This window comes from Deltaproteobacteria bacterium, from assembly GCA_029210625.1.
Lineage (GTDB): Bacteria > Myxococcota > Myxococcia > SLRQ01 > SLRQ01 > JARGFU01.
Genome location: JARGFU010000012.1, coordinates 122,430 through 148,485, shown reverse-complemented (window position 1 = coordinate 148,485; position 26,056 = coordinate 122,430). Strand labels below are relative to the sequence as shown.

The window sequence follows — 26,056 nt, the reverse complement described above, 5'->3', positions numbered from 1 at the left end:
GCCGCACCATAGCCGTCTTCCAGCCTTTCACAACGGTCCGGGCAGCCGGTCGCCCGGCCGGAGACGACCGCGCAGGGGAGGTGCACCCCCGGAGGCTTTCGCGTTACCCTCGCCCGGGAGGTCAGGCGGGTTCACGAGCAACCCGGGGGACATGGGAAACGCGGCAGACCAGGGGGCCGGCAGGGCTCCGGATCCGCTCCTCGGGCGGATCATCTCGGACCGGTACGAGGTCCTCTCGCTCCTCGCCAAGGGGGGCATGGGGAGGGTGTACCGGGCCGAGCAGCAGCCCCTCGGCCGGCAGGTCGCCCTGAAGATCCTCGCGGTGAACGACGCGACGGACGATCCCGACTTCCGCCGGCGCTTCCTCCTCGAGGCCTCGATCTGCGCCCGGCTCAAGCACCCGAACACCGTCACGATCTTCGACTACGGGCGCACCGACGACGACGTCTACTACATCGCGATGGAGCTGCTCGAGGGCCTCTCCCTGCGCCACGCGATCCACCAGCAGGCGCCCTTCGAGCCGGGCCGCGCGGTGCACATCGCCCTGCAGATCGCCCGCAGCCTGCGCGAGGCCCACGGCCTCGGGGTGATCCACCGGGATCTGAAGCCCGGCAACATCTTCCTGGTGCAGAACGACGAGGATCCCGACTACGTGAAGGTCCTCGACTTCGGGCTGGTGAAGGTGGTGAAGGGCCCCGATCAGGACCTCACCCTCACCGGGCAGTTCATGGGCAGCCCGAAGTACATGCCGCCCGAGCAGATCCGCGGCCAGCCGGTCGACGCGCGCTCGGACATCTACGCCCTCGGCGCGATCCTCTACGAGATGGCCTGCGGCCGCCCGCCCTTCGAGCGGCCCGCCCCCATGGACGTGCTCCTGGCGCACCTCAACGAGCCGCTGCCCTCCATGGCCGAGATCGCGCCGGACGCGCCGGAGGTGCCCTTCCTGGAGGAGGTCGCGCGGCGCTGCCTCGAGAAGGCGCCGATGAACCGCTACGCCTCGATGGAGGAGCTGATCGCCGCCCTGCGAACGGCGGCGGCGGCGGCCGAGGTCGCCCTCCCCGAGGGCTCGAGCACCTCGCGCTCGCTCTCCACCGCCGCGGTCGAGCGGGTGATGGCCTCGATGGCGCCGCTGGACGACTCCCTCGAGATCAGCGCCATCGACACGGGTCCCCCGATCAAGGAGCGGCGCAAGACCGCGCTGATCCTGGGGCTCGTCCTCGTCGCCGTGGCGGCGCTCGGAGCGGCGGCGGCCTGGGTGGTGGGGCAGCGGGCGGAGCATCCTCCGGGGCCCGCCCGCCCGGCGCCCCCCGTGGTCGCGCCCACGCCCGCGCCCACCCCCGACGAGCCCTCCGGCGTCCCCGTCCTGGGCCTCTTGAGCCTCGGCTCCCGGCCTGAGGGCGCCCGGGTGAAGCTGGGCGAGGCCGTCCTCTGCGAGGCGACCCCCTGCGCCGAGGTGCGCCTGCCGGGCAGCCCCGCGCCCGGGAGCGAGCTGCGCCTCGGCTTCGAGCTCGAGGGGTGGCGCGGCGTCGAGCTGCCCCTGGAGGTGCTCGCCGGGCCGATGTCGCTGGAGGCCGAGCTCGAGGCGCTGCCCCGGAAGCCCCGGAAGCCCCGCCGGCCGAAGCGGCCCGAGAAGCCCGCCGGCGAGGAGCGCCCGCCGGAGGGCTACAAGGACGATCCCTACTGATGCTCGCCGTCCGCTCCCCCCGTCTCGTCCTCGGCCTCCTCCTCGCCGCGCTCCTCCTGCCGGTGCTCCCCGCGCGCGCGGACCTCCGGCGCGAGGCCAAGAAGCACTTCGCCCGGGGGATGGAGCTGATCCGGACCGGCGAGTACGAGGAGGGCGTCGCCGCGCTCGAGCGGGCCTACGAGCTCAAGCCGCACCCGGTCGTGATCTTCAACATCGCCCGCGCCTGGACCGACGCCGGGGAGCCCGAGCGGGCGCTGCACTACTACCGGCGCTACCTCGAGAGCGACCCCGCGGACCGCAGCAAGGTGGAGGCGATCGTCACCACCCTCGAGGCCATGCAGCGCGAGGAGCTCGAGGCCGCCCGGGCCGCGGAGGCCGAGGCCGAGGCCGCCCGCGAGAGGGCCTCCCGCGGAGAGGAGACCCTGACCCTGGGCGCCGAGGCCCGGGGCGAGCTCGATCGCTCCGCGGCCCTCCTCCTCGACCTGGCGCGGCTCACTCACAGCCCCGAGCTCGAGGCGCGGGCCGAGGCCCTCGGGGCCATCGCCCGGAGCGCGAGCCTCGCGCCTGCCCCCGCCGCGGCCAGCGAGGACCCCGGGGCGGCCCCCGACGCCGCCGTCACGGTGGCCGGGAGTGGAGAGGCCGGCGTCGCCGACGAGACCGGAGCGGGGGAGGGCGCCGCCGCGCGGGAGCCCGAGGCGCCGGCCCGGCCGCGCAACGAGGTGCCGGACGAGCTGCCCGACGAGGAGGTCTACGCCGAGCAGGTGGTCGCGGCCTCGCGCCTGGCGGCCTCTCCCCTCGACGCGCCGGGGGCCACCGCGGCGGTGAGCGAGCAGGATCTGCGGCTCTCCGGGGCGAGCGATCTGGCCGCCATCCTGCGCCGCGCCGCCGGGGTCGAGGTGATGACCCTGACCCCGGGCGACTCCCAGGTCTCGATCCGCGGCCTGAACCAGCGCCTCTCGAACAAAGTGCTGGTGCTCATCGACGGCCGCTCGGTCTACCTCGACTTCCTCGGGACGACCCTCTGGCCCGCGCTCCCGGTGGCCCGCGACGAGATCGAGCGCATCGAGGTGATCCGCGGCCCGGCCTCGGCGCTCTACGGCGCCGACGCCTTCAGCGGGATCATCAACATCGTCCTGCGCGATCCCGGCGAGGAGCGGGTGCACCTCTCGCTGCGGGCCGGTGAGGGCGGCACCCTCGGCCTCCAGACCGTGCTCTCCGGCCGCACCGAGAAGGGCCTGGCCTGGCGGGCGAGCGCCCACGGGCAGCAGGCCCAGCAGCACTCCCTGCCGGTGGATCCCGAGCGGGCGGACCTCCTCGTCTTCCCCGAGCAGCCCCAGATCGGCCTGCGCAACCTCGGGGCCCGCCTCGACCTGACGCTGCGGCCGGCGCGGGGCTTCACCCTGCGAGGCGGCGCGGGCCTGACCGGGGGCTCCCAGACCTTCCTGGGGATCGGGCGCCTGCGCGAGCTCCACGCCCGCGACTCGGTCTTCGGCCAGACCCACCTCTCCCTCTCCACGCCCTGGGGCGTCGAGGCCCGCGCCTACTGGAACCTCTACCGGGCCGACGTGGGCGACTTCGCCTCGCCCCTCGGGAGCGTCGAGACCCGCATCGACGATCTGGCCTCCCACGCGGTCGACGCCGAGGTCGTCCTCGCCCGCAGCTTCCACCTCCTCTTGCCTCACGAGCTGGTGGTGGGCGCGGGCTACCGCTTCAAGTCCATCGTGATGTCCTGGCTGGACGACGACCACCTCGAGCACCACCTCTCGGCCTTCCTGGAGGACGCCCTGGTGCTGCACCCGCGGCTGCGCCTCACCCTCTCCGGTCGCCTCGATCACCACCCGCTCCTCGAGCAGCCGCAGCTCTCGCCGCGCGCGGCGCTGAACTGGCGCTTCACCGACACCCAGGCCCTGCGCCTCTCGGCCGGCTCCGCCTTCCGCTCGCCCACCTTCGTCGAGAGCTACCTCGACTTCGCCAACCAGACGCCGGTGCGGGGCGTGACCGCGCTGGGCCTGGGCAACCGCGAGCTGCTCCCCGAGGTCATCACCTCCTTCGAGCTGGGCTACCGGCTCGAGGGGAGCTTCCTCGCGGTGGAGGCCAACGCCTACTACAACCGGGTCTCCCGCCAGATCCTGCTCTCCCGGATCGAGCCCTACGGCCTCACCGACGCGCCCGGCTACCTCGAGGACGCCGAGGCCTTCCCGGTGGGGCAGCTGGTCTTCGAGAACGACGACGCCCGCTTCCGGCAAGCCGGCGCCGAGCTGGGCTGCCGCTTCTTCCCCCTCGAGGGCGTCGATGCCTACTTCAGCTACGCCTTCCACGACACGCGCCCCGAGGACGCCAGCGGCCTCGAGGGGCGGGAGGCCGACCGGCGCACGCCAGCCCACGCCCTGGGCGCGGGCCTGCAGTACCGCTCGCCCTTCGGCCTCGAGCTGGGCGTCGATCTGAGCTTCCGCTCCGGCACGGTCTGGGTGGAGCAGGTCACCGACGAGGTGCGGGGGGTCCGCTTCGAGGCCTTCGAGCTGCCCGCCTACACGGTCCTGGACGCGTGGCTGGGCTACCGCTTCCCCGGCGACCGCCTCGAGCTGGCCCTCACCGGCTCCAACCTCGTCGACGCGGGTCACCGCGAGCACCCCTTCGGCCAGCGCCTGCAGCGGCGCCTCGGTCTCCTCCTGCGGGCGAGCTTCTAGATGAGACGCGCGATCCTCCTGACGCTGGCGCTCCTCGCCGCCGCCTGCACCGAGCCCGAGGTGGCCCCCGGGGCCGGCGTCGACCTCGGCCTCAAGGGCCTGATCCAGGGCTCGGTGGTCTACCAGGGGCCCCGGCCCACCTGCGCGGGCGACTCGCCCTCGGTCGCGGGCCGGGTCGTCCTCTTCCTCTTCTCGGCCGACGACCCGCCCTTCCCGGAGGGGAGCGCCACCGCGCCCCTGAACCTCCTCACCCTCCCCGGTGATCACCTCTTCGGCGCGCCGGCCCCCTGCCGCGGCGCCGGGGACGACGAGGTGCTGCTGCGCTCGGCGAGCTTCGCCTGGCCGGGCATCGCGCCGGGGCGCTACCAGATCCGGGCCTTCTACGACGACGACGGCGACTTCCACCCCTTCTTCGGGCTGCGCGCCGCGCCGGACGCCGGCGACGTGGTGGGCGCCGCCCTCGAGGCCGGCGGTGCGCGGCTGGCCGCGCTCGTGGTGCCCGAGAGCGAGGCGATCGAGGAGCGCATGCTCGAGGGCGTGGTGGTCACCCTCGGCGCGGTGATGCGGACCTCGCCGCCGCGCAGCACCCTCGGGCGCTCGCCTCCCTCGCTCTCCTCCCGGGCGACCTTCCCGCTGCAGCCCGACCCCCTCCTCTTCGAGGGCGCCCTGCACGATCTCTCCCCCCAGCGCCTGACCCGGCTCTCGACCGCCGACGCCGCCACCGCCGACGCCTTCGCCGCGGCCGGCATCGAGGACGAGGACGACGCGCTCGCCGACGCCTTCTACCTGCGTCCCCTGGATCTGGACGGCGACGGCCTGCCCGAGCCCCACCCGATCCTGGGCGGCCAGGGGGTGCCCTGGGTGACGCCGCTGACGATCCTGGAGCGGGTGCGCTCGGCCGAGGAGGTGGCCCTGGGTATCCCCGCGGTGCGCCTGGTCGCCTCGCCCCGGCCCAGCGTGATCGCCACCCGGCGGGCGCGCCACCCGGGCCTCGACCTGCTGCTGCCCCCGGTGGCCCTCGTCGAGCTGAAGCCCGGCGATCGCGCCTGCACGATCCCCTACCTGGCGCCGGGCAACCTGGCGTCCGCCTACGAGGGCGCCCCCGCCGAGTGCCAGGCGCTCCCCACCGGCCGCTACGGCTACTCGGTGGTCCACGGCCTCGCGGGCGGCGAGGTGGTCGAGGGCGTCCCCTCCGCGAGCTCCGACACCGGCCTCGATCTGGTCGGGGCGAGCTTCGCCACCCAGAGCTGGCGGGTGCCCAACGCCCTGGGCCCGGCCGACACCCACTACGATCCCACGGCCGCCGCCGGCCTGCCGGACGCGCTGCAGCTTCCCGAGCAGGGCCCGGGCGCGCGGGTGGCGGTGGTGGAGCCCGATCCCGGCCTGGGCCTGCGCGAGGGGTGCGAGAGCGCCCTCGATCCGACCACCGGCACGATGCGGGCGCCAGTGCTGGAGGCCGTCCCCGCCACCTGCTGCGAGGCGGTCGCCCACCTCTGCGAGCTGCCCCTCTGCGCGGCGCAGGACTTCGGGCCCGGGCGCCACCTGCGGGAGATCGCGGGGGAGAGCGCCGGCGTCACCTGCCTGCCCTTCGAGCTGCCGGCTTCCTGCTGCAACTGAGGCGTCGCCCTCGGTGCGAAAGCGGGGCGTTGCGGTTAGGATGCGCGGGAAAGGAGCCTCCTCTTGAAAGCTCAATGCAGCACCTGCCAGCAGACCTTCGACACCGAGAGCTTCGGGCCGCAGGACTGCCCCCACTGCGGGATGCGGGTCCACCTCGTGGATCCCCGGGCCCAGCCCCGGGAGGAGCCGGCGGCCGCCGCGCCGGAGCCTCCGGCCGCGGAGGCGCGGACGCCCTGGGAAGAGCGGGAGAAGCGCGGCTTCTTCGCCGGCTTCCTGGAGACCACCAAGCAGGCGCTCTTCCACCCGCGCGAGCTCTTCGAGCCCATGACGGTCTCCGACACCCGGGGCGCCTTCTCCTACGCCTGGATCGCCACCACCGTCGGCGGGGTCTTCGCCCTGCTCTGGGGCTGGATCCAGTGGAAGACCCAGGCGGCGCAGATGGCCAACATGACCGGCGGGGATCCGCAGGTCGCCGAGCTGATCGGACAGATGGTGCCGCTGATGGACCTGCTCTACGGCGGGCTGGGCTTCGTCCTCCTCCCCATCAGCTCCGTGATCTCGATCTTCCTGGGCGCCGGCCTCCTCCACCTCATGGTGATGATGGTCGGCGCGAACAACCGCGGCTTCAACGCCACCTTCCGGGCCTACTGCTTCGGTCAGGCGCCACAGCTCTTCGCCGCCCTGCCGGCCTGCGGCGGGATGGTCGCCCTGGTCTGGAGCCTCGCCCTCTCCGGCTACGCCCTGATCCACCTGCAGCGCACCACCGGCGGCAAGGCCACGGCGGCGGTGCTGCTGGTGGTGGCGCTGGGCTGCCTCTGCTGCTGCCTCCTCTACGGCATCGTCGCGGCCTCGGTCGTCGCGGCGATGGGCGGCGGGGGCCTGGGGTGATCCCGCTGGCCGCTCCCTCACCGGCGCCGCTGCGGCGCCTCGGCCTGGCCGAGGTCTACCTGGGCATCGGCCTGCTGGCGGTGCTGGTCGCCCGCTTCTTCCCCTTCGAGGCGATGGGCACCCTCTACCGCTGCCCCTCCCTCGTGCTCTTCGATCTGCCCTGCCTCACCTGCGGCTTCACCCGCTCCTGGATCCGGCTGGCGCACCTCGAGGTCGGCAGCGCCTTCGCGGTCTCCCCGCTGGGCGCGACGATCTTCCTCTTGCTCTGCGGCCTGCTCCTCTTCGGTGTGCTGCGCCTCGCCCTCGGGCTTCGCTGGCCGCGCTTCTCCCTCTCCCGGCGGGCGACCCTCGGCCTGAAGCTCTCCCTGGTCACCGTGATCCTGGCGAACTGGGCCTACCTCGTCTTCTCCCACCGCGTGCTGGGGACCTGGCAGTGAGCGAGCTCCCCCCCCTCCTGGCCTCGGTGGTCGTGCTCGCCTACCTGATGGGCTCGGTGCCCTTCGGTCTGCTCATCGCCCGCACCTTCGCGAAGGTGGACGTGCGCGAGCAGGGCAGCGGCAACATCGGCGCGACCAACGTCGCGCGCACCGTGGGCAAGGGCCTCGGCGCGCTGACCCTGCTCCTCGACGCCACCAAGGGGCTGGTGCCGGTGCTCGTCGCCTCGGCCCTCGTCGAGGGCCGCACCGCTCAGCCGACCCTCTGGATCGCGATCACCGGCCTCGCCGCCTTCCTGGGCCACTGCTTCCCCCTCTACCTGAAGTTCAAGGGCGGCAAGGGCGTGGCCACCGCCCTGGGCGTCTTCCTGGGCACGGCGCCCCTGGCGGCGCTCGCCGGCGCCGCGGTCTGGGGGATGGTCTACGGGGTCTTCCGGATCTCCAGCATCGGCTCCCTCCTGGCCGCGCTGCTGGTGCCCACCCTGATCTGGTTCTTCTACGACCACACGACCTTCTGGCTGGCCGTGCTCATCACCGTGGTGGTCATCGCCAAGCACCACGGCAACATCCGCCGGATCATCCAGCGGGTGGAGGAGAAGGCGTAGCCTCGCCTTCGCCCTCGGGCTCGGGCTCGACGATCTTCGGGGCGAAGGAGAAGGGCACCTCCAGGAGGAAGCCCGCCTCGCTCGGCGGGAAGCGCAGGCCCTCGAAGGAGGCGCGCAGGCAGCCCTCGAGGGGAGCGGGGTCCGAGGTCTCGGAGGTGAAGGTGAGCCCCTCGAGCTCTCCGCCGGGGGCGACGTCGAGGGTGAGGAGGAAGCGGCCGCCGTACTCGGGGGCCTCCTTCAGGAGGAGCTCGTAGCAGCGGGTGACCTCCGGGAGGTGGCTGCGCAGCAGGGCGTCGACCTCTCCCTCCTCCTCGCGGGCGGCGCCGGGCGACGCGGCGCCGGTGGCTCCCTCCGCCGGGGTGGCCGCCGGGGAGGTCGCGGGGCCCACCGGCACCTCGCCGGCGGGGCCGCCGTGGGCGCAGGCGCCGGTCAGGGCGAGGAGCAGGAGGGCGCCCGCGGCTCTCATGCCCGCCCCAGGTGCGTCGTGAAGAAGGCGATGACCTCGGGCAGGTAGCGGGCCCAGCCGTCGCCGCCGTGGCCGAGGTCGTCCGCCGCGATCAGGTCGACCGCGTTGCCCTCGGCGCGCAGGCCCTCGACGAGCTGCTCGCTCTGCCCGAAGGGGACCACCGGATCGCCGCGGCCGTGCAGCAGCAGGAAGGGCGGGGCGCCCGGGCGGATCCAGGTGAGCGGGCTGGCGAGGCGCGCGTTCGTCGCGCGCTCCTCGAGGGGCCCGCCGAGGAGGCCGCCCTCCGGGCTCGCCGCGGAGCGGTGCTCGAGCTCGGGCACCACCCCTTCGGGGAAGGTGTCCATCGTCTCGAAGCAGGTGGGCGGGAAGAGGGCGCAGACCGCCTGCACCGCCGAGGAGGCGCCCGGGCTGCCCCGCTCACCCTCCAGCTCGGCGACGCCGATGCTGGTGCCCAGGAGGCAGGCCAGGTGACCCCCGGCCGACGAGCCGAAGACGCCGATGCGATCGGGATCGACGCCGAGGGCGCCGGCGTTCGCGCGCAGGTAGCGGATCGCCGCCTTGGCGTCGTGGATCTGGGCCGGGAAGCAGGCCTCGGGGGTGAGGGTGTAGCTGGCGCTGAAGGTGGCGAAGCCCGCCCGGGCCAGGGGTGCCTGCCGGTCGAGGAGGCGGCTGAAGCGATCGCCCCAGCGCCAGGCGCCGCCGTGCAGGTAGACCACCGCCGGGGCCCCGGCCGGGAGGTCGGGGCGGCGCAGGGCGCAGAGGGCCCGCTCGCTTGCGCCGGTGGTGAAGGGGATCCGCTCCTCGAAGAGGAGGTCCTCCGGGAGGACGAGGCCCTCCGGCATCAAGCGCGGCGCCTCCGCAGGCCGAGGGCGAGGAGGCCCGCGCCCAGCAGCAGGGCGGCGAGGCCGGGGGTGGCCCCGGTGCTCGCGCAGCCGCAGCCCTTGGGATCGGCCGGGGGCGCCGGCTCGCCCACCAGGCGGGCCGCCGCGGCCCAGGCGTCGATCTTGCCGTGGCCCCAGTCGTCGTTGGGGACCTCGCCGGTGAAGCCGTCGGCGGTGGCGGTCTCGGTGAGGATCGTCTCGATCGCCTCGGGGTCGAGGGTGGGGTCCGCCTCGAGGAGGAGCGCGACCACGCCGGCGACGTGGGGGGTGGCCATGGAGGTGCCGCGCATGGCGACGACGTCCTCCTCCAGCATCATGCTGCGGTCCATGATGAGGGCGTTGCGGCCGAAGGGCGCGGCGATGTACTCGCCCGGCGCGGTGATCTCCGGCTTGAGGCCCGTGCGCGAGGGATCGCCGGTGGGGCCCACCGAGGAGAAGGCCGCCAGGTCTCCGACGATCAGGGCGGCCTCCTCGAAGGGCCGGCCGTCCCGATCGGTCCAGGCCTTGCGGCTGGTCAGGGCGCCCACGGTGATGGCCCGGGCGGCCGTGCCGGGCATGGCCACGGTGGTGCGGCTGTCGCCGGGCAGGAAGTCGCCGCCCTCGCGGTTGCCGAAGGCCGCGCCCCCGCCGAGCATCGCGTTGCTCGCGATCCAGGCGTGGACTCCGCCGGTGCCGGTGAGGGAGAGCACCCAGAAGGTGCCCGCCGGGTTGCCCGCGGTGGTGTCCGGCGAGGTCGAGGGGACGAGGACCACGTTGGCCCGGTACTTCCCGTTGTCCGGGTCCGGCCCCTCCCAGGCGATCTGCACCTGGCCGTAGGCGGCGCCGCTGCCGTCCCGCAGGACGAGGGTGCCCGGCGCGGTGGCGCCGCGCGGGCCGGTCTCGGCCAGGACCGAGTCGTCCCGGTCGCGCAGGGCGAGGTCGAGGGTGGCGCCGTCGTCCTCGAACCACAGATCGATGAAGCCGCCGTCCGAGCCGAAGCCCGGCTCGACGTAGAGGACCGTGCGCACCGGATCGGCGCCGAGGGTGGCGCCGAAGTGGAGGTTCGACAGGCCCTCGTTGCCGGCGGCGATGGCCAGCACGTGGCCGGGACCCGAGATGTCGTCGAGGACCTGCTCCTCGAGGCGGGTGCCGTCATGGGGGCCGTAGTGGCCGCCCAGGGACATGTTGATCACGCAGGGCTCACCGAGCGCGTCGGCCTGATCGAAGATCCAGCGGGCCGACTCGGCCAGGAGGGTGAAGGAGAGGCTCTTGGCGACCACGAAGCGCACGTCGGGGGCGACGCCGCCGTAGTCGTGGTCGCGCCCGCCGGCGGTGGCGGCGACGTGGGTGCCGTGGCCGACGAGGTCCGAGGCGGCGGGGCAGCTCTCGTCCGCGATGCTGGCCGCGTCGCAGAGGTGGCCCTCGGAGAAGCCCGGCGGGGGCGTCCCGGAGGTGGTCTGATCCCAGAGGGCGAGCACCCGGGGGTTGCCCTCCGCGTCGTCGAAGGCGGGGTGGCGATAGTCGAGGCCGGTGTCCACCAGCCCGAGGATCACGCCCTTGCCCGTCAGGGGCAGGTTCAGACCCTCGCCGGTCTGCACCCGGTCGGCGCCGATGAGGGGGACCGAGGTGTCGAGCAGGGGACGGCGGGGGAGGGAGGCCTCGGCCCGGGAGAGGGAGGGGAGGGCGCCGAAGGCCGCCAGCGCGGCGGCGGGGAGGCGCACGGCGTGGATCTCGCGGGAGAGGTGGGTGGCGCTGCCGCCGAGGGCGAGCACCGAGGCGCGTAGCGCGTCGCCCTGTCCGGGCTTCGCCCGGGCGTAGAGGGGGACGAGCGTCTCGGGGCGCAGGTCGGGGAAGACCGCCGGGAGGGCCAGCGCTCCGCGGCCCTCGACCGTCGCTGTGAGGCGCTGGAGGTAGAGGTCGAGGGGGGAGGGGAGCGGCTCGCCTGGCAGGGGAGCCACCGCGTCGGCCGGTGGAGCGATCTCGCTCCTCGAGCCGGTCGACTCCGTTGCTTCCGCGGTACCAGGGGAGAGGCCGAGCACGTGTACGAGCACGAGCACGTGCACGGCGCTACCCCTTCGGGACAGGGTCGGTTTGATGGCGCGCACGAACCGTCCATACCACGCTGGTGGCGACCTCACGAGGGCACCTTGCCTCATGGGGCCCGGGGGGGCATACAGCATCCCGTGGCCCTCCCCGCGCGCATCCAGGAATCGGCACCCGAGACCCTGCCGGAGACCTCGCCGACGCCCGTCGTCGCGGTGGGGCTGCGCGGCGACGACAAGCGGCACTTCGTGCGCGGCGTCTTCGACCGGCTGGCCGGCCGCTACGACGCGATGAACCTCCTCATCTCCCTGGGGCAGACCTCCTGGTGGCGCTGGCGCTCCCTGAAGGCCCTCCCCCTCCACGCCGGGATGCGGATCCTCGACGTGGGCTGCGGCACCGGCTGGGTCGTGCGGCACCTCGCCGGCCGGGCGCCCGACGCGACGATCGAGGGCATGGACCTCTCCGAGGGGATGCTGATCGAGGCCCGCGCCCGGGACCCGCAGGCCACCTACTTCCAGGGAGACGTCACCGACATCCCCCGGGAGGACGGCAGCTACGACCTGGTCACCACGGTCTTCACCCTGCGCAACTTCCCGGACCTCGACGCCTCCCTCGACGACATGGTGCGGGTGCTCGGCCCCGGCGGGCGGATCTTCATCCTCGACGGCTTCCCGCCCCAGGGGCCCGCCCTCTGGCGCGGCTTCCACGCCCTCTGGATGCGGCACATCGTGCCCCTCCTGGTGCGGCCCTTCGCCGACCACCGCTCCTTCCGCTACCTGGCCGAGAGCATCCTGCGCCACGTCACCCCCGACGAGGTCGCTCGCCGCCTGGAGGCGCGAGGGCTCACCGTCGAGCGGATCCACCGCTTCGGCCTCGGCTCGGCCGCGGCGATCACCGCCCGCCGGGCGAGCTGATCGCCTCGCCCCCTCGAGGGCGGATCACTGCGCCGCTTTCGGGGTTTCTCCCGCGATGGTTTATCCTCGGTGCGGGTCGATGATCGGTGTCTCCAGCAGCTCGCTCCAGAGGGGCCTCCTCGCCGCGCTCGTGATCGCGGCGCTGCCCGCCGGGGTCCACGCGCAGGCGCCGGACCTCCTGCCCGCCCTCGCCCTCGAGCGCATCGTCCGCGCCGGCCGGCAGCTGGACGCCGGTCAGCTGCCCGCGGCGCTGAAGACCCTGCGAGAGGGGAAGGAGGCGCCCGCCGACGAGGCGCTCGCTCGCAGCCTGCGGGCCACCACCCTCGAGGGGCTGATCCTCCTGCGCCTGGGGCGCCTGAGCGAGGGGCGCGCCCGGCTCGAGCAGGTGACCGCTAGCGAGGGAGTGCCGGCGGGCCTGCGCCGCCTGATCGCCTTCGAGCAGGCCCGGATCCTCCGGGGGGACGGTGAGCTGGAGGCGGCCCTCGAGCTCTACGAGACCATCCCCTTCGGCTCCTGGCACTGGTTCGAGGCCCGGGAGGCCGAGATCGATCTGCTCACCTCGCAGGGCAAGCTCGAGGCGGCCTGCGCTCTGGCCGCCGAGCTCGCCGGTGAGCTGCGCCACGAGCGCCGGGAGCCCACCGCCTTCCTGCGCCTGGCCCGCTGCCTGGAGAGAGAGGCCCGCCGCCACGCCCGCCGCGGCGACGCCGACGCCGCCCGCCGGCGCCTGGCCGAGGCCCGGGGGCTCTACCGCGCGGTGGTCATCCTCTGGCCCCGCAGCGCCGCCACGGCGCCCCTCGGGCGGCAGGGGCTGGAGCGGCTGGCCGAGAAGGAGGATCTGCCTCCCTTCTCCCTCGAGGCCGAGGACCTCCTGGAGCGGGCCCGGCGGATGGCCGCCATCGCGCACCCCCGCTACACCCGGCAGGTGCTCCTCGGCCTGCGCACCGAGCTGGCCAGCCGGGCCTCGCGGGCGGCCCGCACCGAGCTGGACCTCCTGCTGGGTGAGAACGCCTTCCGCCTGCGCCGCTTCAAGCGCGCCTGGCGCTGGCTGGAGAGCGCCCGGAAGCTCGCGCCGGATCCGGAGCTCGAGGGGAGGGCGATGCTCGGCCTCGGCCGCCTGCGGGCGCGGGCCGGCCGGCACCTCGCGCTCGAGACCTACCATGAGGTCGCCGACCGCTACCCCGGCGAGGAGGTCGGGCTCCACGCCCTGGACCAGGGCGCCGAGAGCGCCCGCCGCCTCGGGGATCTGGCGCAGGCGCGGAAGATCCTGCGGACCTGCCTCGAGCGCGCCGAGGCCCTCGGGGCGAGCGACCACCTCCTCCTCTGCCGGTGGCGGCTGGCCTGGCTCGAGCACCTGGACGGCGACACCGAGGCGGCGCTGGAGCTGATCGGCCGCGAGGACGAGCCCCTCGTCTCGAGCCCCGAGCGGCCCATCGATCCGGCCCTGGAGGGCCGCATCCGCTACTGGCGGGGGCGCTGGCAGGAGCTGGCCGGGGACCGGGAGGCGTGGCGGGAGACCCACCGGCGCCTGGCCGCCGATCAGCCGATGCAGATCTACGGCCTGCTGGCCCGCCGGCGCCTGGCCGACGCCGGGGTGATCGTCGACTCCCCCCTCCTGGAGGTGCGGTCCGACCCCCCCTCGGCGCGGCTGCACCCGGCGGTGGCCGAGGCGGTGGAGCTCCACGCCATGGGCCTGCGCCGCGACGCCCGCCTGGCCCTCGGCTCCCTCAACCGGGAGACCGTCGACGGCGACAGCCGCCGGATCGCGGCCCGGCTGATGGAGCAGGGAGGCGAGCTGCCCCGCTCCCACCGGATGGCGCCGCTGCCCTGGACCGGCGGCCTGGAGGAGCCGCCGCCCATCGATCGCGAGGCCGCCCGCCTCTCCTATCCCCGGGCCTTCGCCGCCGTGGTCGAGAGCGAGCGCCGGGACGAGCGGGTCGATCCCGAGCTGCTCTGGGCGCTGATGCGCAACGAGAGCGGCTTCGACCCGAAGGCCCACTCCACCGCCGGCGCCCGCGGGCTCACCCAGATGCTCCTCTCCACCGCCCGCTCGGTGGCCCGCCGCCACAAGCAGGGCGCGGTGCAGGGCTGGCAGCTCTACGATCCCGAGATCGCCGTCACCCTGGGCTCGGCCTACCTCGGCGATCTCCTCGCCCGCTTCGACGGACACCTCGGCCTGGCGCTGGCCTCCTACAACGCGGGCGAGGCGGCGGTGGATCGCTGGCGCTGGCAGTACCGGGGCTGGACCTTCGACGTGCTGATGGAGGAGATCCCCTTCGAGGAGACCCGCCGCTACGTCGGCCGGGTGATCACCTTCTACGCCATGTACCGCCTCCTGGGCGGCGGCGAGCTGGGGGAGCTGCCCCTCGACCTGAAGACACCGCTGACCGGCAAGGCGCCCCCGCAGCCCTGAGGGCCTGGGGGGTGTCACCCGGGTGAGACAGCGCTGCCACGGTGTTACCGCTCTTCCACGGCTCCGAGGCAGGAAATGGACACCCGCGAGGCGCCCGAGGCCCCGGCGGCGGGCGCCCCCTCCCTGCCCCAAGACGCTGATATTCCAGCCGAATCCGGCACGGGCGCCTCCCGGAGCCGCCCGGTCGGGAGCCCTGGCACGGCGGATGCTTCGTTCTACCGCTCTACCCCAGCGGACCACCCCAGACGTCACCTTCCCGCGACCCACCCTCCGACCTGGCCCGCCCATCCTTCGAAGGAGGAACGCCATGAACGACCTCGCCCCCAGCGAGTGGAGCACGCGCCGCCGGGCCCCCCGGGCGGCCTTCGGCGGGCACGCGGACATCTTCACCTGGGACGGCCGGAGCCGCTGCCGGCTCACCGACCTCTCGGGGAGCGGCGCCTTCCTGCGCTGCCGCAGCCCCCTGGCCGAGGGGAAGTACGTCACCCTGCGCCTGCACCTCCCGGCCGGGCGCGCCTTCACCGTGCTGGGCAAGGTGGTGCGGGCCGTCCACTCCCGGGACCACGGTCCCCGCCGCAGCGGGATGGGCCTGCGCTTCGTCGACCTGAAGCACCGGGACCGCCAGGCCATCCAGGCTTACGTCGACGAGCGGCGGGCCTAGAGGGCCGCGCTCTCCCACTGGCGCGCGTGCGCCGGAGGCGTGATAGACCCCCCCCATGCCACGCGCTCGCGACACCAGGAAGAGCTTCACCGCGGTCGTCCTCGCCGCCGGGATGGGCACCCGGATGCGCTCCGGGAAGGCCAAGGTCCTCCACGAGATCTGCGGTCGCCCGCTCTGCTACTTCCCCATCGCCGCGGCCCGGGCCGCCGGCGCGCGCCGGGTGGTGGTGGTGGTGGGGCACCAGGGGGACGCCGTCCGCGCCCGCCTGGAGGCCCTCTTCGGTGAGGGCGAGCTCGACTTCGTCGTGCAGAAGGAGCAGCGGGGCACCGGCCACGCCGTGCGCTGCGCTCGCAAGGCCGTCGAGGCGAGCGGCGCGCAGCAGGTGATGGTCCTCAACGGCGACCTGGCCCTCTGCACCGCCGCCACCCTGCGCAAGCTCCTCGCGGCCGGGAAGGGCGAGCAGGCCGCGCTCCTCACCGTGCGCCTGCCCGATCCGAGCGGCTACGGGCGGATCGTCCGGCCGCAGGGCGCGGCGGGCCGGCGGGAGATCAGCGCGATCGTCGAGCACCAGGACGCCAGCAAGGCCGAGCGGGAGATCGACGAGATCAACGTCGGCGCCTACCTCTTCGACCGGAGGCTCCTCTTCGAGGGGACCGCCCGGCTGAAGGGCTGGGGGAAGAAGAAGGAGCTCTACCTCACCGACGTGGTCGCCCTGGCCCGCAAGGAGGGCCACCGGGTCATCGGCAAGTGCGTCACGGAGGTCGCCGAGGTGCTCGGCGTGAACGACCGCGCCGAGCTGGCCGAGGCCGAGGGCCTCCTGCGTGCGCGGATCAACCGCGAGCACCTGAAGGCGGGCGTGAGCTTCGAGGACCCCGCCGCCACCTACGTCGAGGTCGGCGTGAAGCTCGGCCGCGACGTCCACCTCGCGGCGGGGGTGCACCTGCAGGGCGCGACGGTGATCGCCAGCGACTGCCGCGTCGGCGTGGGCTCGGTGTTGCGGGACGCCGTCCTCGAGCGGGGGGCCAAGGTGCGGCCCTACTGCGTCGTCGAGGAGGCCCGCCTCGGGCCGGGCGCCGGCGTCGGCCCCTTCGCCCGGGTCCGCCCGGGGACGGTCCTGGGGCCGAAGGCCCACCTCGGGAACTTCGTCGAGACCAAGAAGGCCATCGTCGGGGCGGGTACCAAGGCCGGCCACCTCACCTACCTGGGTGACACCGTGATCGGCCCCGGCGCGAACATCGGCGCCGGCACCATCACCTGCAACTACGACGGGGTGCACAAGCACCAGACCCTCATCGGCGCCGGCGTCTTCATCGGCTCGAACACCGCGCTGGTGGCGCCGGTCAGCATCGAGCAGGGGGCCTATGTCGGCGCCGGCTCGACCATCACCCACGACGTGCCGGCCGAGAGCCTCGGCCTCTCCCGGGCGCGCCAGCGCAACCTCGAGGGTTGGGTGCGTCGCAAGAAGAAGTAGAGGAAGGCGTCATGTGCGGAATCGTCGGATACGTCGGTGGTGAGGAGGCGGCGCCCATCCTGGTGAGCGGGCTCTCCCGCCTGGAGTATCGGGGCTACGACTCGGCCGGGCTGGCGGTGGTCTCGCCGGCGGGCCTCGAGACCGTGCGGGCCGAGGGGAAGCTGGCCGGCCTGATCGCGCTGCTGCGCGAGCGGACCCCGGCGGGCCAGTGCGGCATCGGCCACACCCGCTGGGCGACCCACGGGCCCCCCTCCGAGCGGAACGCGCACCCCCACGTGCAGGACGGGGTGGCCGTCGTCCACAACGGCATCATCGAGAACCACCTCCGGCTGCGGGCCGAGCTCCAGGCCGAGGGCTGCGTCTTCGCCTCGGACACCGACACCGAGATCTTCGCCCACCTCATCTCCCGCGAGCTGGGCGGCGGAGCCGAGACCCTCACCGACGCCGTGCGCGCGGCCCTCTCGCGGGTCGAGGGCACCTACGCCCTCGCCGTCCTCTGCGAGGGCGAGCTGGATCAGATCGTCGTGGCGAAGAACGCCTCGCCGCTGGTGATCGGCCTGGCCGAGGGGGCCACCCTCGTCGCCTCGGACGTCCCCGCGCTCCTCGATCACACCCGCGACGTGATCTTCCTCGAGGAGGGCGAGGTTGCCACCGTGACCCGCCAGGGGGTCACCCTCACCACCTTCTCCGGCGAGCAGATCGAGCGGGAGCCCACCCACATCACCTGGTCTCCGGTGATGGCCGAGAAGGGCGGGCACAAGCACTTCATGCACAAGGAGATCCACGAGCAGCCGCGCGCGGTGGCGGACACCCTCGCCGGCCGGGTGGAGCTCGAGCGGGCGGACGTGGCGCTCGAGCACACCGGCCTCGAGGACGACGAGCGGCTGAAGGCCCTGCAGCGCGTGGTCATCGTGGCCTGCGGCACCAGCTGGCACGCCGGCCTCGTGGGCAAGTTCCTCATCGAGCGCCTCGCCCGGATCCCGGTGGAGGTCGATCTGGCCTCCGAGTTCCGCTACCGCGATCCCCTCGTGGACGGCGGGACCCTGCTGGTGCCGATCTCCCAGTCCGGAGAGACCGCCGACACCCTGGCGGCCCTGGGCGAGGCGAAGGCCAAGGGCGCGCCCAGCCTGGGCCTCGTCAACGTCGTGGGCTCGGCCATCGCCCGGCAGGCGGATGGGGTGCTCTATACCCACGCCGGGCCCGAGATCGGCGTGGCCTCCACCAAGTGCTTCACCACCCAGCTGGCGGCGCTGACCCTGCTGGCCGTCCGCCTCGGACGCGCCCGCGGCACCCTCGGCGAGGAGGAGGCCCGGCGCGAGCTCTCGGCCCTGCTGAAGGTGCCCCACCAGATCGCCGAGGTCCTCGAGTCGGAGGAGGCCGTCCAGCGCGCCGCGGTGGAGATCGCCGGCGCCACCGACGCCCTCTTCCTCGGGCGGGGGCTGACCTTCCCGATCGCCCTCGAGGGGGCGCTGAAGCTCAAGGAGATCTCCTACATCCACGCCGAGGGGTATCCCTCCGGCGAGATGAAGCACGGCCCGATCGCACTCATCGAGGAGGGGCTGCCGGTGGTGGTGATCGCGACGCGGCACGCGGCCTACGAGAAGACCCTGGCCAACATCGAGGAGGTGCGGGCCCGCGGCGGGCGGATCGTCGCCATCGCGACCGCGGGCGACGAGCAGATCAGAGCCCTCGCCTCCGAGGTGCTCTACATCCCCGAGGTCTCCGCCCTGATGGAGCCCCTGGTCGCCACGGTGCCCCTCCAGCTGCTGGCCTACCACGTGGCCGATCACCGCGGCACGGACGTGGATCAGCCCCGCAACCTCGCCAAGAGCGTGACCGTGGAGTGAGCGCGCCCCTTCAGCGCTCGTTCATCGACCGGATGAAGGCGATGAAGGGGGCGTCGTGGCGCTCGATGTGGTCGATCAGCCAGACGTAGATCTGGTGCAGGGTGGCCGCGGGGCGCTCGCCGAGGCCGTGGGCGGTCTGGATCGAGTCGAGGAGCACGACGAGCTCCTGGTGCGACGCCAGGTGCGCCGCGGTCGCCTGAGGGTCGTAGCCGCGGTCCAACATCATGGAGCGCTCGTGCTCGGTGTGGTCGTCCCAGAAGCGGCGCAGGTAGCGGGAGGCGTGGAAGAGGCCGTGGCTCTCGTCCTCGCCCTCGATGGAGCGAGCGACCAAGCCCAGCCACTCGACGATCTCGCGGTGCTCGGCGTCGAGGTTGGCCGAGCCCGTGACCAGGCGGTTCGACCAGACGATCTTGTCTGCGTGGCGACTGGTTGCCATGCGATCAGCGCTCGGCGGTGAACTGGATCGAGCTCTCGAGATCGATGGGCAGGGAGAGGCCGTCGATCTCGATGCTGCCGACGAGCTCGTAGTCCAGGGCGTTCTTCTCCTTCACGGTCACCTCCAGGCCAGGGAGCTCCGCCTCGGTCAGATCCACCGGCACCTCGAAGAGGGCGGAGGAGGAGGGCGGGATGGTCTGGCCCAGGCCGAGCTTGCCGTCGGAGAGGGACTTGCCCTCGACCTTCAGGTCGTAGCGCACGAAGTCGAGCTTGATCTCGAAGGGGTTGTCGTTGTGCACCGCCAGCCGGAAGACCGCGGCGATGGCGTCGTTGCGCTGCCGGGCCGCGTCGGGATCGCCGAAGGTGGGGTAGGGCAGGCGAGGGCTGCGGACCATCCCCGCCCGGGAGAAGCTCATCGGGCTGGCCCCGGCCACCGAGACCGTCGCCTCCATCAGGAGCGGCAGGCTCTTGGTCTGGGCGAAGGCCTGGATCTCCTCGGCGCTGCGCGCGTAGGTCACCGAGGCTGGCAGGGTGAGGTCCGCCTGGCCGCCGGCGGGCACCTCGAGGTTCAGCTCGACCACGGCCTCGGCCAGGATCTCGTCGCCGGTGGAGAGCTCGAGCGTGGCCTTCTGCAGGGTGATGGCCGCGGCCGTCGGGTTGTGGGCCGTGGCGTCGAAGGTCACGGTGAAGCTCGACAGGTCCTGGGCGGTGGTTCGCACGCGGCCGTACTCGAAGCGGGGCGCGTCGGGCGCGGGGCCCACCTCCTGCTTGCCGGCGCAGGCCGGCGCGAGCATGAGAGCGGCGAGCGTGAGCGTGGACTTCAGCTTCCCGTACATGTCGTTTCCCCCGATGGAAGTTGGCGGACCTCGATGAGCTGGACGTCAGGCCAGTCGGTCCCGAAGAGATCGGCCTTGATGAAGCCGACCTCGGGGACGAGGTGGAAGCGATCCTCCTGGGAGGTCATGCCGCCACCCGCGTCGGTGCGGTCGTAGACCACGAAGGCCGGGAAGGCCTCCACGGCCTCGGCGAGGCCAGGGACGGTGATCGACTCGGCCTCGGTGAGGGAGGTGCGCGCCGTCCAGGTCTCGGTCTCGCTGGTGAAGACGTCGGTGGCCGTGGTGTCGGTGCGCAGAGGGTTGGTCCCGGTGGGCCGGAAGGGGCGGGCCAGCCAGTCGATGGGCGGGTCGAACTCCACGTCCATGTTGGGCGAGCCCACCTCGGAGCGCTGGTGGATCTTCACCAGGCCGTCCTCGACGGTCACGTAGTCGGTGCGCCGCAGGAAGCCCCCGAGGCGGTAGCGGATCTGCCGGGCCATGAAGCCGAGGGCGTCGTTCTCGGCCTCGACGCCGATGGTCATCTCCTGCACGCCGCCGAGGCCGCCCTGGAGGACGAAGCAGCTGCCGAGGGCCAGCCCGAAATACTCCTCGTCGGTGACCACGTCGACGCCGCCGTCGGTGTCACCGCCGCCGCCGTCGCAGGCAGGAAGGAGGAGGAGGAGGGGCAGGAGGAGGGGAGGGAGGATGCGGCGCATGGGGACCCCGTTTGCGGGCTCGAGAACTTCGTCGGATTTCGTCGATAGCACCCGGAACCGGGGCGTTCAATCTCGGCCGGCTGGGCTCCCGTCATCCTTGACGGACGCCGCGGGGGGTGGCGCTTAGTATCCCCGACTGGTGTGCCGTCGGGGCCTGACGAAGGAGACGCCCGGCCCGGGCCTCATCGAAAGGAAGATCATGCGCAGCCTCGCCCCCGCCCTCGCCCTGGGTGCCGCCCTCCTGCTCGCCGCGGCCTGTCCGAAGAAGAACAACGGCGGGGGAGACGGTGGGACCGACGGCGGCGGCGGCACGGACGTCCCCTTCGAGGTGTTCCTCGAGTCCCACGGCAGCCCGACCTGGAAGCCGGTGGGCTTCCAGTTCTTCTCGGCCCCGATGGGCGATCAGGCCGGCGGCTTCATCGAGCTCGGCGAGACCCTCGAGACCCTGGTCGCCGGCGGCCAGCACGCGCTCGACCTGGACTACGAGGTGATCGTCCCCGCCGCCGAGCACGCGCCGCCCTACGACGACGAGTGGTCCGGCGTCGTCAGCGAGGCCGGCTTCAAGCACACCGGCGGCTTCATCGAGACCGAGTTCGACCAGCCCGCGGGGATCTACCTCCTGATGAACCTGGTCCCCACCGAGGGCGCGCCCACCGGGGACACCCCCTCGGGTACGGGCCTGCCCCTGATCGCGAACGACACCTTCCCGATCACCATCGAGGGGACCATCTCCCGGGCCGGGCAGGTCGTGGACGGCAACGTGGACGGTCAGTTCCCTGCCCCCTCCTCCTTCGTGCCGCCCCTGGGCCCCGACGGCCTCTCCCACGTGCCGATCTGGATGGTCGAGCAGACCTCCTTCTTCACGGTGCAGGTCGACACCCCGGGCATCTACGAGTGGCAGATCCAGCTCCTCGACAGCCAGGGCATGGGCTGGACCGCCTCGATCCCCTTCACCGTCAGCCCCGAGGTGATCGTCGATGCGGACGGGGGCGTGGTCGACGGCGGCGGCTCGGTCACCAAGTCCTGCCGCGAGGGCGGCCTCTGTGATCCCGACCGCTACTCCGACGCGGATCAGGGGCCCTATCCCACGGCCGCCTACCCCAACATGTTCCTCCGGGACGCCTTCGGGGCCTTCCGGGCCAGCAACCGCAACGGCGAGATCATCCACGCCGCCGGCAAGGCGAACGACCAGAACATCGACTTCTGGCTGATGTCCCGCGCGAGCGACTCCGAGCCCCTGGTGAACGTCTTCGGCACCGGCGGCCTCAGCGTGGGCAAGCTCTACCAGTTCGTCGACGCGGCCGGCGCGCCCCTCGGCACCCCCGTGCTCGAGCTGAACCCCGACTCGGGCAACTACTCGCTCCTGGTGCAGGTGGTGGAGGTCGAGGCCGTGGAGGGCTACACCCCCGACGGGATCAAGAGCGCCACCACCCTGCGCTTCGCCCGCCGCGATCCCGCCACTGGCTTCGTCGTGCGGGGCACCAACGAGGTGCGCGCCCTCTGGCCGGTGGACCCCACCGTGGACCTCCAGGACGGGCCGGTGCCCGGCAGCCCGCGGCGCCTCACGGTCTGGGCCGACAAGCGCAGCGTCGACGTCTTCGAGGCGCCCGGGACCGGCGAGGGTGACACCCTGGCGCTGGTGCCCTCGACCGATCCGGACAACGAGCCGCCCACCGTGCTCGTCGGCAAGATGTGGCAGTTCACCGGCGCCGGCGGCGCGCCCTGCGGTGGCGCCAACGTCTTCTCCCACCGCCTGGCGGCCACCGGCTACTCACCCCTGGTGCTGGTCCACGCCACCTCGGCGCCCGACTGCACGGCGGTGCCCGCGAACGCCGCCGACGTGGAGGCGGGGATCAGCGCCGGGACCTACACGGTCTCCGGCACCTTCCACGCCCTCCTGCCCCAGGTGCCCTAGGCCTCCGGCACGCGCCGCAGGCGCTCGGCGGCCCGGACGCCCTCCGCCCAGCTGTCGAACTCGGGGGTGTCGACGGCGAGGGCGTGGATGGCGAGGTAGAGGTCACCGCCCTCCCGGGGGATGCGCAGGGTGCGGCGCTCGGTCAGGGGCAGGCGCAGCCGCACCCGCTCCGGCGCTCCGCGATCCAGGGCGAGGTCGAGGGCCAGGTCGAGGCCGTCGGGGGCCACCAGGGCGTCCAGGCCCAGGGTGAGATCCGGGGCGGGCGAGCGCCCCTGCGCCCGCGCCTCGGGGTTGCGGTAGGTGAGGAGGAGGGGCTGTCCGGCCCGCCCCAGGAGGCGCGGCCGCGCCAGGAGCTCGCCCTCGGCGTTCATCAGGGCCAGGTCGTAGACCAGCCGGCTGTCCCGGGCGATGGGCGCCCGGCGGGGCTCGCCCTTCGCCTTGGCCCGGCTCTGACCGCTGACCATCGTGGCGACCAGCAGCAGCGTCCCCGCCGCGGCGGCCAGCCCGAGGAGCCAACGATCGGCTCGATGTGTCCTCCGCTCCATGGTCATCCCTACGTTGGGTTCGTTTCCACATTGCGTGCCAGTCCTGATTTCCCGGCCCGGATCCGGCCAAGTGCCTGAAATCCGGTGGCCGCGGCCCCTCGGGCGGGGCCCCGGAGGCCTCCCGGGGGCCGCGACGGCGTGTCGGTCTGGCGCCAGGGGCGTGTCATCGTGTCAGCGTTGCAGGGGGTAGAGGGTGGGCGCGGAGGGCTTCGCCGGGCGGGAGGCCATTCCTTTCCCGGTTCCGGATCGAGCTGCGCCCCACCTTGTTGACGCCCGGCGGGCCCGAAAGGTTCATTGGTGGCTGGATTTTCGGCGGGGGGGGCTGGTAGACCCCCGCCCATGAGCAAGGAAACCGTCGTTCTCGCCTACAGCGGAGGCCTCGACACCTCCATCATCCTCAAGTGGCTGGTCCTCGAGGGCTACCGGGTCGTGGCCTTCGTGGCCGACGTGGGCCAGGAGGAGGACTTCGACGAGGTGCGCCGCCGGGCCATCGCCACGGGCGCCGACGCGGTCCACGTGGTGGACCTCAAGCGCGAGTTCGTCACCGACTTCATCTTCCCGGCGGTGGCCGGCAACGCGGTCTACGAGGGGCGCTACCTCCTGGGCACCGCCCTGGCCCGCCCCATCATCGCCAAGGCCCACGTCGCCGTCGCCCGCCAGGAGAACGCGCAGCTCGTCTCCCACGGCGCCACCGGCAAGGGCAACGACCAGGTGCGCTTCGAGCTGGGCTTCGCCGCCCTCGCCCCGGACCTGAAGGTCTTCGCCCCCTGGAAGGAGAAGGCCTTCCTCGACCGCTTCGCTGGCCGCAAGGACCTGATCGCCTTCGCCGAGGAGCAGGGCATCGAGATCCCCGTCACCCTGGAGAAGCCCTTCTCCACCGACGAGAACCTCATGCACAAGTCCTACGAGTCGGGGATCCTCGATGACCCCTCGGCCCGGCCCGGCAAGGAGATCTTCACCGTCTGCCTCGACCCGACCGACGCGCCGGACGCGGTGACGAAGATCGATGTCGAGTTCCGGAACGCGATCCCGGTGCGGGTGAAGAACCTCGAGGACGGCCGGGAGGAGACCGAGCCGCTGGCCCTCTTCGAGTTCTGCAACGAGCTGGGCCGCAAGAACGGCGTCGGCCGGATCGACATCGTCGAGAACCGCTACGTGGGCATCAAGTCGCGCGGCATCTACGAGACCCCGGGGGGCACCATCCTCCACCGGGCCCTGCGCGACCTCGAGGGCATCGCCATGGACCAGGTGGTCCGCCGCCTGCGCGACATGCTCGCCCCCGAGTACGCCGACATCATCTACAACGGCTACTGGTTCAGCCCCGAGATGGACTTCCTCTCGGCGGCCCTGAAGAAGTCCCAGGAGCTCATCGACGGCGTCGTCACCCTCGAACTCTACAAGGGCAACTGCATGCCGGTGGGGCGCACCTCCCCCAGCTCGCTCTACGACGAGAACCTCTCCTCGATGGACATCCACGGGGGCTTCGACCAGCAGGACAGCAAGGGCTTCATCGCCATCAACGCCCTGCGCCTGAAGGCCCACCGCCTGATCGTCAAGAGTCGGGGGTAGCGTCCGCTCCCCCCGAACCCCCCAGCTCGGGCCAGGGGTTCACGGGGCCGCGCCCTGCGGCGCTGCGCGCGCCGCGGCCGGGCGCTCACTTCCCCGGGAAAAGCTATCGGTAGACGTCGCGGCGGTGGGCGATGCGAATGACCACGACGGTTACGATCTCGTCGTCGACGGTGTAGAGGATCCGGTAGACGCCCTGGCGCACCCGGTACTTCTCCGAGCCCGAGAGCTTCTGGCAGCCGGGGGGGCGGGGGTCGACGGCGAGAGAGCTGATGCGGGCGACGATGCGCTGCCGGTCCTTCTTGCTGCCGATCCCCTCGAGCTCCTTGGCGGCCGAGGGCTTGATCTTCAGCTCATAGCTTGCCACTGGCGTGCAGCCCCTTGACGACCTCCTCGAAGGAGAGGTCGGGCTCACTGACGCGATCGGCGAAGGCCTCGAGGTCCTCGGCGTCCTCGACGAGGCTCGCTCGGACCGCCTCGTTCACCAGGTCGGAGACGGATCGGTCGGTCTCCGCCGCCTTGAGCCGCAGGACCCGGTGGAGGGCCTCGTCGAAATAGACCGTGGCGCGCTTCCCGCTCATGGCTCCAAAGTAGCTACTTGACGCTATGACGTCAAGGCGTCATCCGGGACAGGCGCGAACGAGGGACTTGATCTCCTTGGTGGAGTGAGTCAGTGTACTACTACACTGATGCACCTGCCGACCCCGGGGAGGAGTCCCGCTTGCGCCACCTGCTGCACGTCGATCCCGCCGATGCCGTCCCGATCTGGCGGCAGATCGAGGAGGGCGTGCGCAACCTGGTGGCCAGCCGGACCCTGAAGCCGGGGACGATCGTTCCCTCGGTGCGGGAGCTGGCCCGGGAGCTGCGGATCAACCCGGCGACGGTCTCGAAGGCCTACCAGCGCCTCTGCGAGGCGGGAGTGCTGGAGGTGCGGCGAGGGCAGGGCACCTTCGTGGCCGAGGCGGCCCCCATCCTGGACGAGGGCGAGCGAGAGCAGCGCCTACGGGAGGGAGCCGCCCGCTACGCCAGCCTGGCCCGGACCCTCGACGCCGGGCGGACCGAGGCCATCGAGGCCCTGCGCGGGGCCTTCGACGAGCTGGAGCAGGACCGGAAAGGGGAGGGCGATGAGTAGCGAGGTGACGATCGCGATCGAGGCGCTGACGGTGCGCTACGGGCGCAGCACTGCTGTGAGCGAGGTCTCACTGGTGGTGCCCGAGGGTTCGGTCTGCGCCCTCCTCGGCCGTAACGGGGCGGGCAAGTCCTCGCTGATCCGCTGCCTGCTCGGCCACCGCCGGCCCGACGCAGGGCGGGTCACCCTCTTCGGGGAGGAGGTCTGGCGCCGTCGGGCGGCCCTGATGGCGCGGGTGGGCGTGGTCCCGGAGAGCCCCGACGCTCCGCCCGAGCTCACCGTCGATCAGATCGCGCGGGTGGTCTCCCCGATCCACGCGCGTTAGAACCAGGTTGCGCTGGAGCGGCG

The 26,056-nt window shown here is 73.0% G+C and carries 24 protein-coding genes; 15 read left to right on the top strand and 9 right to left on the bottom strand.

Features of this window, described 5'->3' with window-relative positions:
- The first annotated feature begins 151 nt into the window (after positions 1-151).
- From P1V51_13170 to plsY, 6 genes are all read left to right on the top strand, one after another.
- Positions 152-1,684: a serine/threonine-protein kinase gene (locus P1V51_13170; protein MDF1563993.1), complete on the top strand. Its 1,533-nt coding sequence runs from the start codon at positions 152-154 to the stop codon at positions 1,682-1,684.
- Positions 1,684-4,371, top strand: a complete 2,688-nt coding sequence (locus tag P1V51_13165) for a TonB-dependent receptor (GenBank protein ID MDF1563992.1) — start codon at positions 1,684-1,686, stop codon at positions 4,369-4,371. The genes P1V51_13170 and P1V51_13165 overlap by 1 nt, the downstream gene beginning before the upstream one ends.
- Positions 4,372-5,988, top strand: a complete 1,617-nt coding sequence (locus tag P1V51_13160; protein MDF1563991.1) for a hypothetical protein — start codon at positions 4,372-4,374, stop codon at positions 5,986-5,988.
- Positions 5,989-6,051: 63 nt separating this feature from the next.
- Positions 6,052-6,876, top strand: coding sequence for a Yip1 family protein (locus P1V51_13155; GenBank protein MDF1563990.1), 825 nt, complete (start codon positions 6,052-6,054; stop codon positions 6,874-6,876).
- Positions 6,873-7,313 carry a DUF2752 domain-containing protein gene (locus tag P1V51_13150; protein ID MDF1563989.1) on the top strand — a complete coding sequence of 147 codons (441 nt, stop codon included), beginning with the start codon at positions 6,873-6,875 and terminating at the stop codon, positions 7,311-7,313. Before P1V51_13155 ends, P1V51_13150 begins: the two co-directional genes overlap by 4 nt.
- On the top strand, positions 7,310-7,915 hold the full coding sequence (gene plsY / locus P1V51_13145) for a glycerol-3-phosphate 1-O-acyltransferase PlsY (protein ID MDF1563988.1): 606 nt from the start codon (positions 7,310-7,312) through the stop codon (positions 7,913-7,915). The genes P1V51_13150 and plsY overlap by 4 nt, the downstream gene beginning before the upstream one ends.
- On the opposite strand, the gene P1V51_13140 is transcribed toward plsY, so the two are convergent.
- Genes P1V51_13140 through P1V51_13130 form a run of 3 tightly spaced genes read right to left on the bottom strand, consistent with a single transcriptional unit; the run spans position 7,887 to position 11,199 of the window.
- A complete protein-coding gene (locus P1V51_13140) occupies positions 7,887-8,381 on the bottom strand; it encodes an AgmX/PglI C-terminal domain-containing protein (protein ID MDF1563987.1) in 495 nt (164 codons plus the stop codon). The genes plsY and P1V51_13140 overlap by 29 nt on opposite strands.
- Entirely contained in the window at positions 8,378-9,223 is an 846-nt protein-coding gene (locus P1V51_13135) for an alpha/beta hydrolase (GenBank protein ID MDF1563986.1), read from the bottom strand. The genes P1V51_13140 and P1V51_13135 overlap by 4 nt, the downstream gene beginning before the upstream one ends.
- Positions 9,223-11,199 carry a S8 family serine peptidase gene (locus P1V51_13130; protein ID MDF1563985.1) on the bottom strand — a complete coding sequence of 659 codons (1,977 nt, stop codon included), beginning with the start codon at positions 11,197-11,199 and terminating at the stop codon, positions 9,223-9,225. Before P1V51_13130 ends, P1V51_13135 begins: the two co-directional genes overlap by 1 nt.
- 225 nt (positions 11,200-11,424) lie before the next feature.
- On the opposite strand from P1V51_13130, the gene P1V51_13125 reads away from it, so the two are divergent.
- From P1V51_13125 to glmS, 5 genes are all read left to right on the top strand, one after another.
- Positions 11,425-12,198, top strand: a complete 774-nt coding sequence (locus tag P1V51_13125) for a class I SAM-dependent methyltransferase (GenBank protein ID MDF1563984.1) — start codon at positions 11,425-11,427, stop codon at positions 12,196-12,198.
- Between the two features lie 79 nt (positions 12,199-12,277).
- Positions 12,278-14,608 (top strand): transglycosylase SLT domain-containing protein, encoded by a 2,331-nt coding sequence (locus P1V51_13120; GenBank protein ID MDF1563983.1) that lies wholly within the window; start codon positions 12,278-12,280, stop codon positions 14,606-14,608.
- 307 nt (positions 14,609-14,915) lie between these two features.
- Positions 14,916-15,269, top strand: coding sequence for a PilZ domain-containing protein (locus P1V51_13115; protein ID MDF1563982.1), 354 nt, complete (start codon positions 14,916-14,918; stop codon positions 15,267-15,269).
- 55 nt (positions 15,270-15,324) lie between these two features.
- On the top strand, positions 15,325-16,740 hold the full coding sequence (glmU, locus tag P1V51_13110) for a bifunctional UDP-N-acetylglucosamine diphosphorylase/glucosamine-1-phosphate N-acetyltransferase GlmU (protein ID MDF1563981.1): 1,416 nt from the start codon (positions 15,325-15,327) through the stop codon (positions 16,738-16,740).
- Positions 16,741-16,751: 11 nt separating this feature from the next.
- Entirely contained in the window at positions 16,752-18,587 is a 1,836-nt protein-coding gene (gene glmS / locus P1V51_13105; protein MDF1563980.1) for a glutamine--fructose-6-phosphate transaminase (isomerizing), read from the top strand.
- Between the two features lie 10 nt (positions 18,588-18,597).
- On the opposite strand, the gene P1V51_13100 is transcribed toward glmS, so the two are convergent.
- From P1V51_13100 to P1V51_13090, 3 genes are read right to left on the bottom strand one after another with little or no spacing between them, the layout of a single operon-like run.
- A complete protein-coding gene (locus P1V51_13100) occupies positions 18,598-19,023 on the bottom strand; it encodes a hemerythrin domain-containing protein (GenBank protein MDF1563979.1) in 426 nt (141 codons plus the stop codon).
- Positions 19,024-19,027: 4 nt separating this feature from the next.
- Positions 19,028-19,858, bottom strand: coding sequence for an LEA type 2 family protein (locus tag P1V51_13095; protein MDF1563978.1), 831 nt, complete (start codon positions 19,856-19,858; stop codon positions 19,028-19,030).
- Complete coding sequence (locus P1V51_13090) at positions 19,843-20,553, bottom strand: hypothetical protein (protein ID MDF1563977.1); 711 nt, start codon at positions 20,551-20,553, stop codon at positions 19,843-19,845. Before P1V51_13090 ends, P1V51_13095 begins: the two co-directional genes overlap by 16 nt.
- Positions 20,554-20,752: 199 nt before the next feature.
- On the opposite strand from P1V51_13090, the gene P1V51_13085 reads away from it, so the two are divergent.
- Positions 20,753-22,468, top strand: a complete 1,716-nt coding sequence (locus P1V51_13085) for a hypothetical protein (protein ID MDF1563976.1) — start codon at positions 20,753-20,755, stop codon at positions 22,466-22,468.
- Here the strand turns inward: P1V51_13085 and P1V51_13080 are convergent.
- Positions 22,465-23,013: a hypothetical protein gene (locus P1V51_13080; protein MDF1563975.1), complete on the bottom strand. Its 549-nt coding sequence runs from the start codon at positions 23,011-23,013 to the stop codon at positions 22,465-22,467. The genes P1V51_13085 and P1V51_13080 overlap by 4 nt on opposite strands.
- Positions 23,014-23,352: 339 nt before the next feature.
- Between P1V51_13080 and P1V51_13075 the strand changes: the two genes are divergently transcribed.
- Positions 23,353-24,582 carry an argininosuccinate synthase gene (locus P1V51_13075; protein MDF1563974.1) on the top strand — a complete coding sequence of 410 codons (1,230 nt, stop codon included), beginning with the start codon at positions 23,353-23,355 and terminating at the stop codon, positions 24,580-24,582.
- A 103-nt stretch (positions 24,583-24,685) separates the two neighbouring features.
- On the opposite strand, the gene P1V51_13070 is transcribed toward P1V51_13075, so the two are convergent.
- Both P1V51_13070 and P1V51_13065 read right to left on the bottom strand, forming a co-directional pair.
- A complete protein-coding gene (locus P1V51_13070) occupies positions 24,686-24,946 on the bottom strand; it encodes a type II toxin-antitoxin system RelE/ParE family toxin (protein ID MDF1563973.1) in 261 nt (86 codons plus the stop codon).
- A complete protein-coding gene (locus P1V51_13065; GenBank protein MDF1563972.1) occupies positions 24,933-25,160 on the bottom strand; it encodes a CopG family transcriptional regulator in 228 nt (75 codons plus the stop codon). The genes P1V51_13070 and P1V51_13065 overlap by 14 nt, the downstream gene beginning before the upstream one ends.
- Positions 25,161-25,300: 140 nt before the next feature.
- On the opposite strand from P1V51_13065, the gene P1V51_13060 reads away from it, so the two are divergent.
- Together P1V51_13060 and P1V51_13055 are read left to right on the top strand one after the other, a co-directional pair.
- Positions 25,301-25,711 carry a GntR family transcriptional regulator gene (locus tag P1V51_13060; protein ID MDF1563971.1) on the top strand — a complete coding sequence of 137 codons (411 nt, stop codon included), beginning with the start codon at positions 25,301-25,303 and terminating at the stop codon, positions 25,709-25,711.
- Positions 25,704-26,033 carry an ATP-binding cassette domain-containing protein gene (locus P1V51_13055; GenBank protein MDF1563970.1) on the top strand — a complete coding sequence of 110 codons (330 nt, stop codon included), beginning with the start codon at positions 25,704-25,706 and terminating at the stop codon, positions 26,031-26,033. Before P1V51_13060 ends, P1V51_13055 begins: the two co-directional genes overlap by 8 nt.
- Positions 26,034-26,056 lie beyond the last annotated feature (23 nt).

What these genes read in the sequence shown, in the direction of transcription:
- P1V51_13095 (MDF1563978.1), bottom strand. Translation starts at nt 19,858, where the DNA reads ATGTACGGGAAGCTGAAGTCCACGCTCACGCTCGCCGCTCTCATGCTC.
- P1V51_13080 (MDF1563975.1), bottom strand. Translation starts at nt 23,013, where the DNA reads ATGGAGCGGAGGACACATCGAGCCGATCGTTGGCTCCTCGGGCTGGCC.
- P1V51_13090 (MDF1563977.1), bottom strand. Translation starts at nt 20,553, where the DNA reads ATGCGCCGCATCCTCCCTCCCCTCCTCCTGCCCCTCCTCCTCCTCCTT.
- glmU (MDF1563981.1), top strand. Translation starts at nt 15,325, where the DNA reads ATGCCACGCGCTCGCGACACCAGGAAGAGCTTCACCGCGGTCGTCCTC.
- P1V51_13170 (MDF1563993.1), top strand. Translation starts at nt 152, where the DNA reads ATGGGAAACGCGGCAGACCAGGGGGCCGGCAGGGCTCCGGATCCGCTC.
- glmS (MDF1563980.1), top strand. Translation starts at nt 16,752, where the DNA reads ATGTGCGGAATCGTCGGATACGTCGGTGGTGAGGAGGCGGCGCCCATC.
- P1V51_13165 (MDF1563992.1), top strand. Translation starts at nt 1,684, where the DNA reads ATGCTCGCCGTCCGCTCCCCCCGTCTCGTCCTCGGCCTCCTCCTCGCC.
- P1V51_13115 (MDF1563982.1), top strand. Translation starts at nt 14,916, where the DNA reads ATGAACGACCTCGCCCCCAGCGAGTGGAGCACGCGCCGCCGGGCCCCC.
- P1V51_13100 (MDF1563979.1), bottom strand. Translation starts at nt 19,023, where the DNA reads ATGGCAACCAGTCGCCACGCAGACAAGATCGTCTGGTCGAACCGCCTG.
- P1V51_13135 (MDF1563986.1), bottom strand. Translation starts at nt 9,223, where the DNA reads ATGCCGGAGGGCCTCGTCCTCCCGGAGGACCTCCTCTTCGAGGAGCGG.
- P1V51_13140 (MDF1563987.1), bottom strand. Translation starts at nt 8,381, where the DNA reads ATGAGAGCCGCGGGCGCCCTCCTGCTCCTCGCCCTGACCGGCGCCTGC.
- P1V51_13160 (MDF1563991.1), top strand. Translation starts at nt 4,372, where the DNA reads ATGAGACGCGCGATCCTCCTGACGCTGGCGCTCCTCGCCGCCGCCTGC.
- P1V51_13055 (MDF1563970.1), top strand. Translation starts at nt 25,704, where the DNA reads ATGAGTAGCGAGGTGACGATCGCGATCGAGGCGCTGACGGTGCGCTAC.
- P1V51_13065 (MDF1563972.1), bottom strand. Translation starts at nt 25,160, where the DNA reads ATGAGCGGGAAGCGCGCCACGGTCTATTTCGACGAGGCCCTCCACCGG.
- P1V51_13075 (MDF1563974.1), top strand. Translation starts at nt 23,353, where the DNA reads ATGAGCAAGGAAACCGTCGTTCTCGCCTACAGCGGAGGCCTCGACACC.
- P1V51_13085 (MDF1563976.1), top strand. Translation starts at nt 20,753, where the DNA reads ATGCGCAGCCTCGCCCCCGCCCTCGCCCTGGGTGCCGCCCTCCTGCTC.
- P1V51_13120 (MDF1563983.1), top strand. Translation starts at nt 12,278, where the DNA reads ATGATCGGTGTCTCCAGCAGCTCGCTCCAGAGGGGCCTCCTCGCCGCG.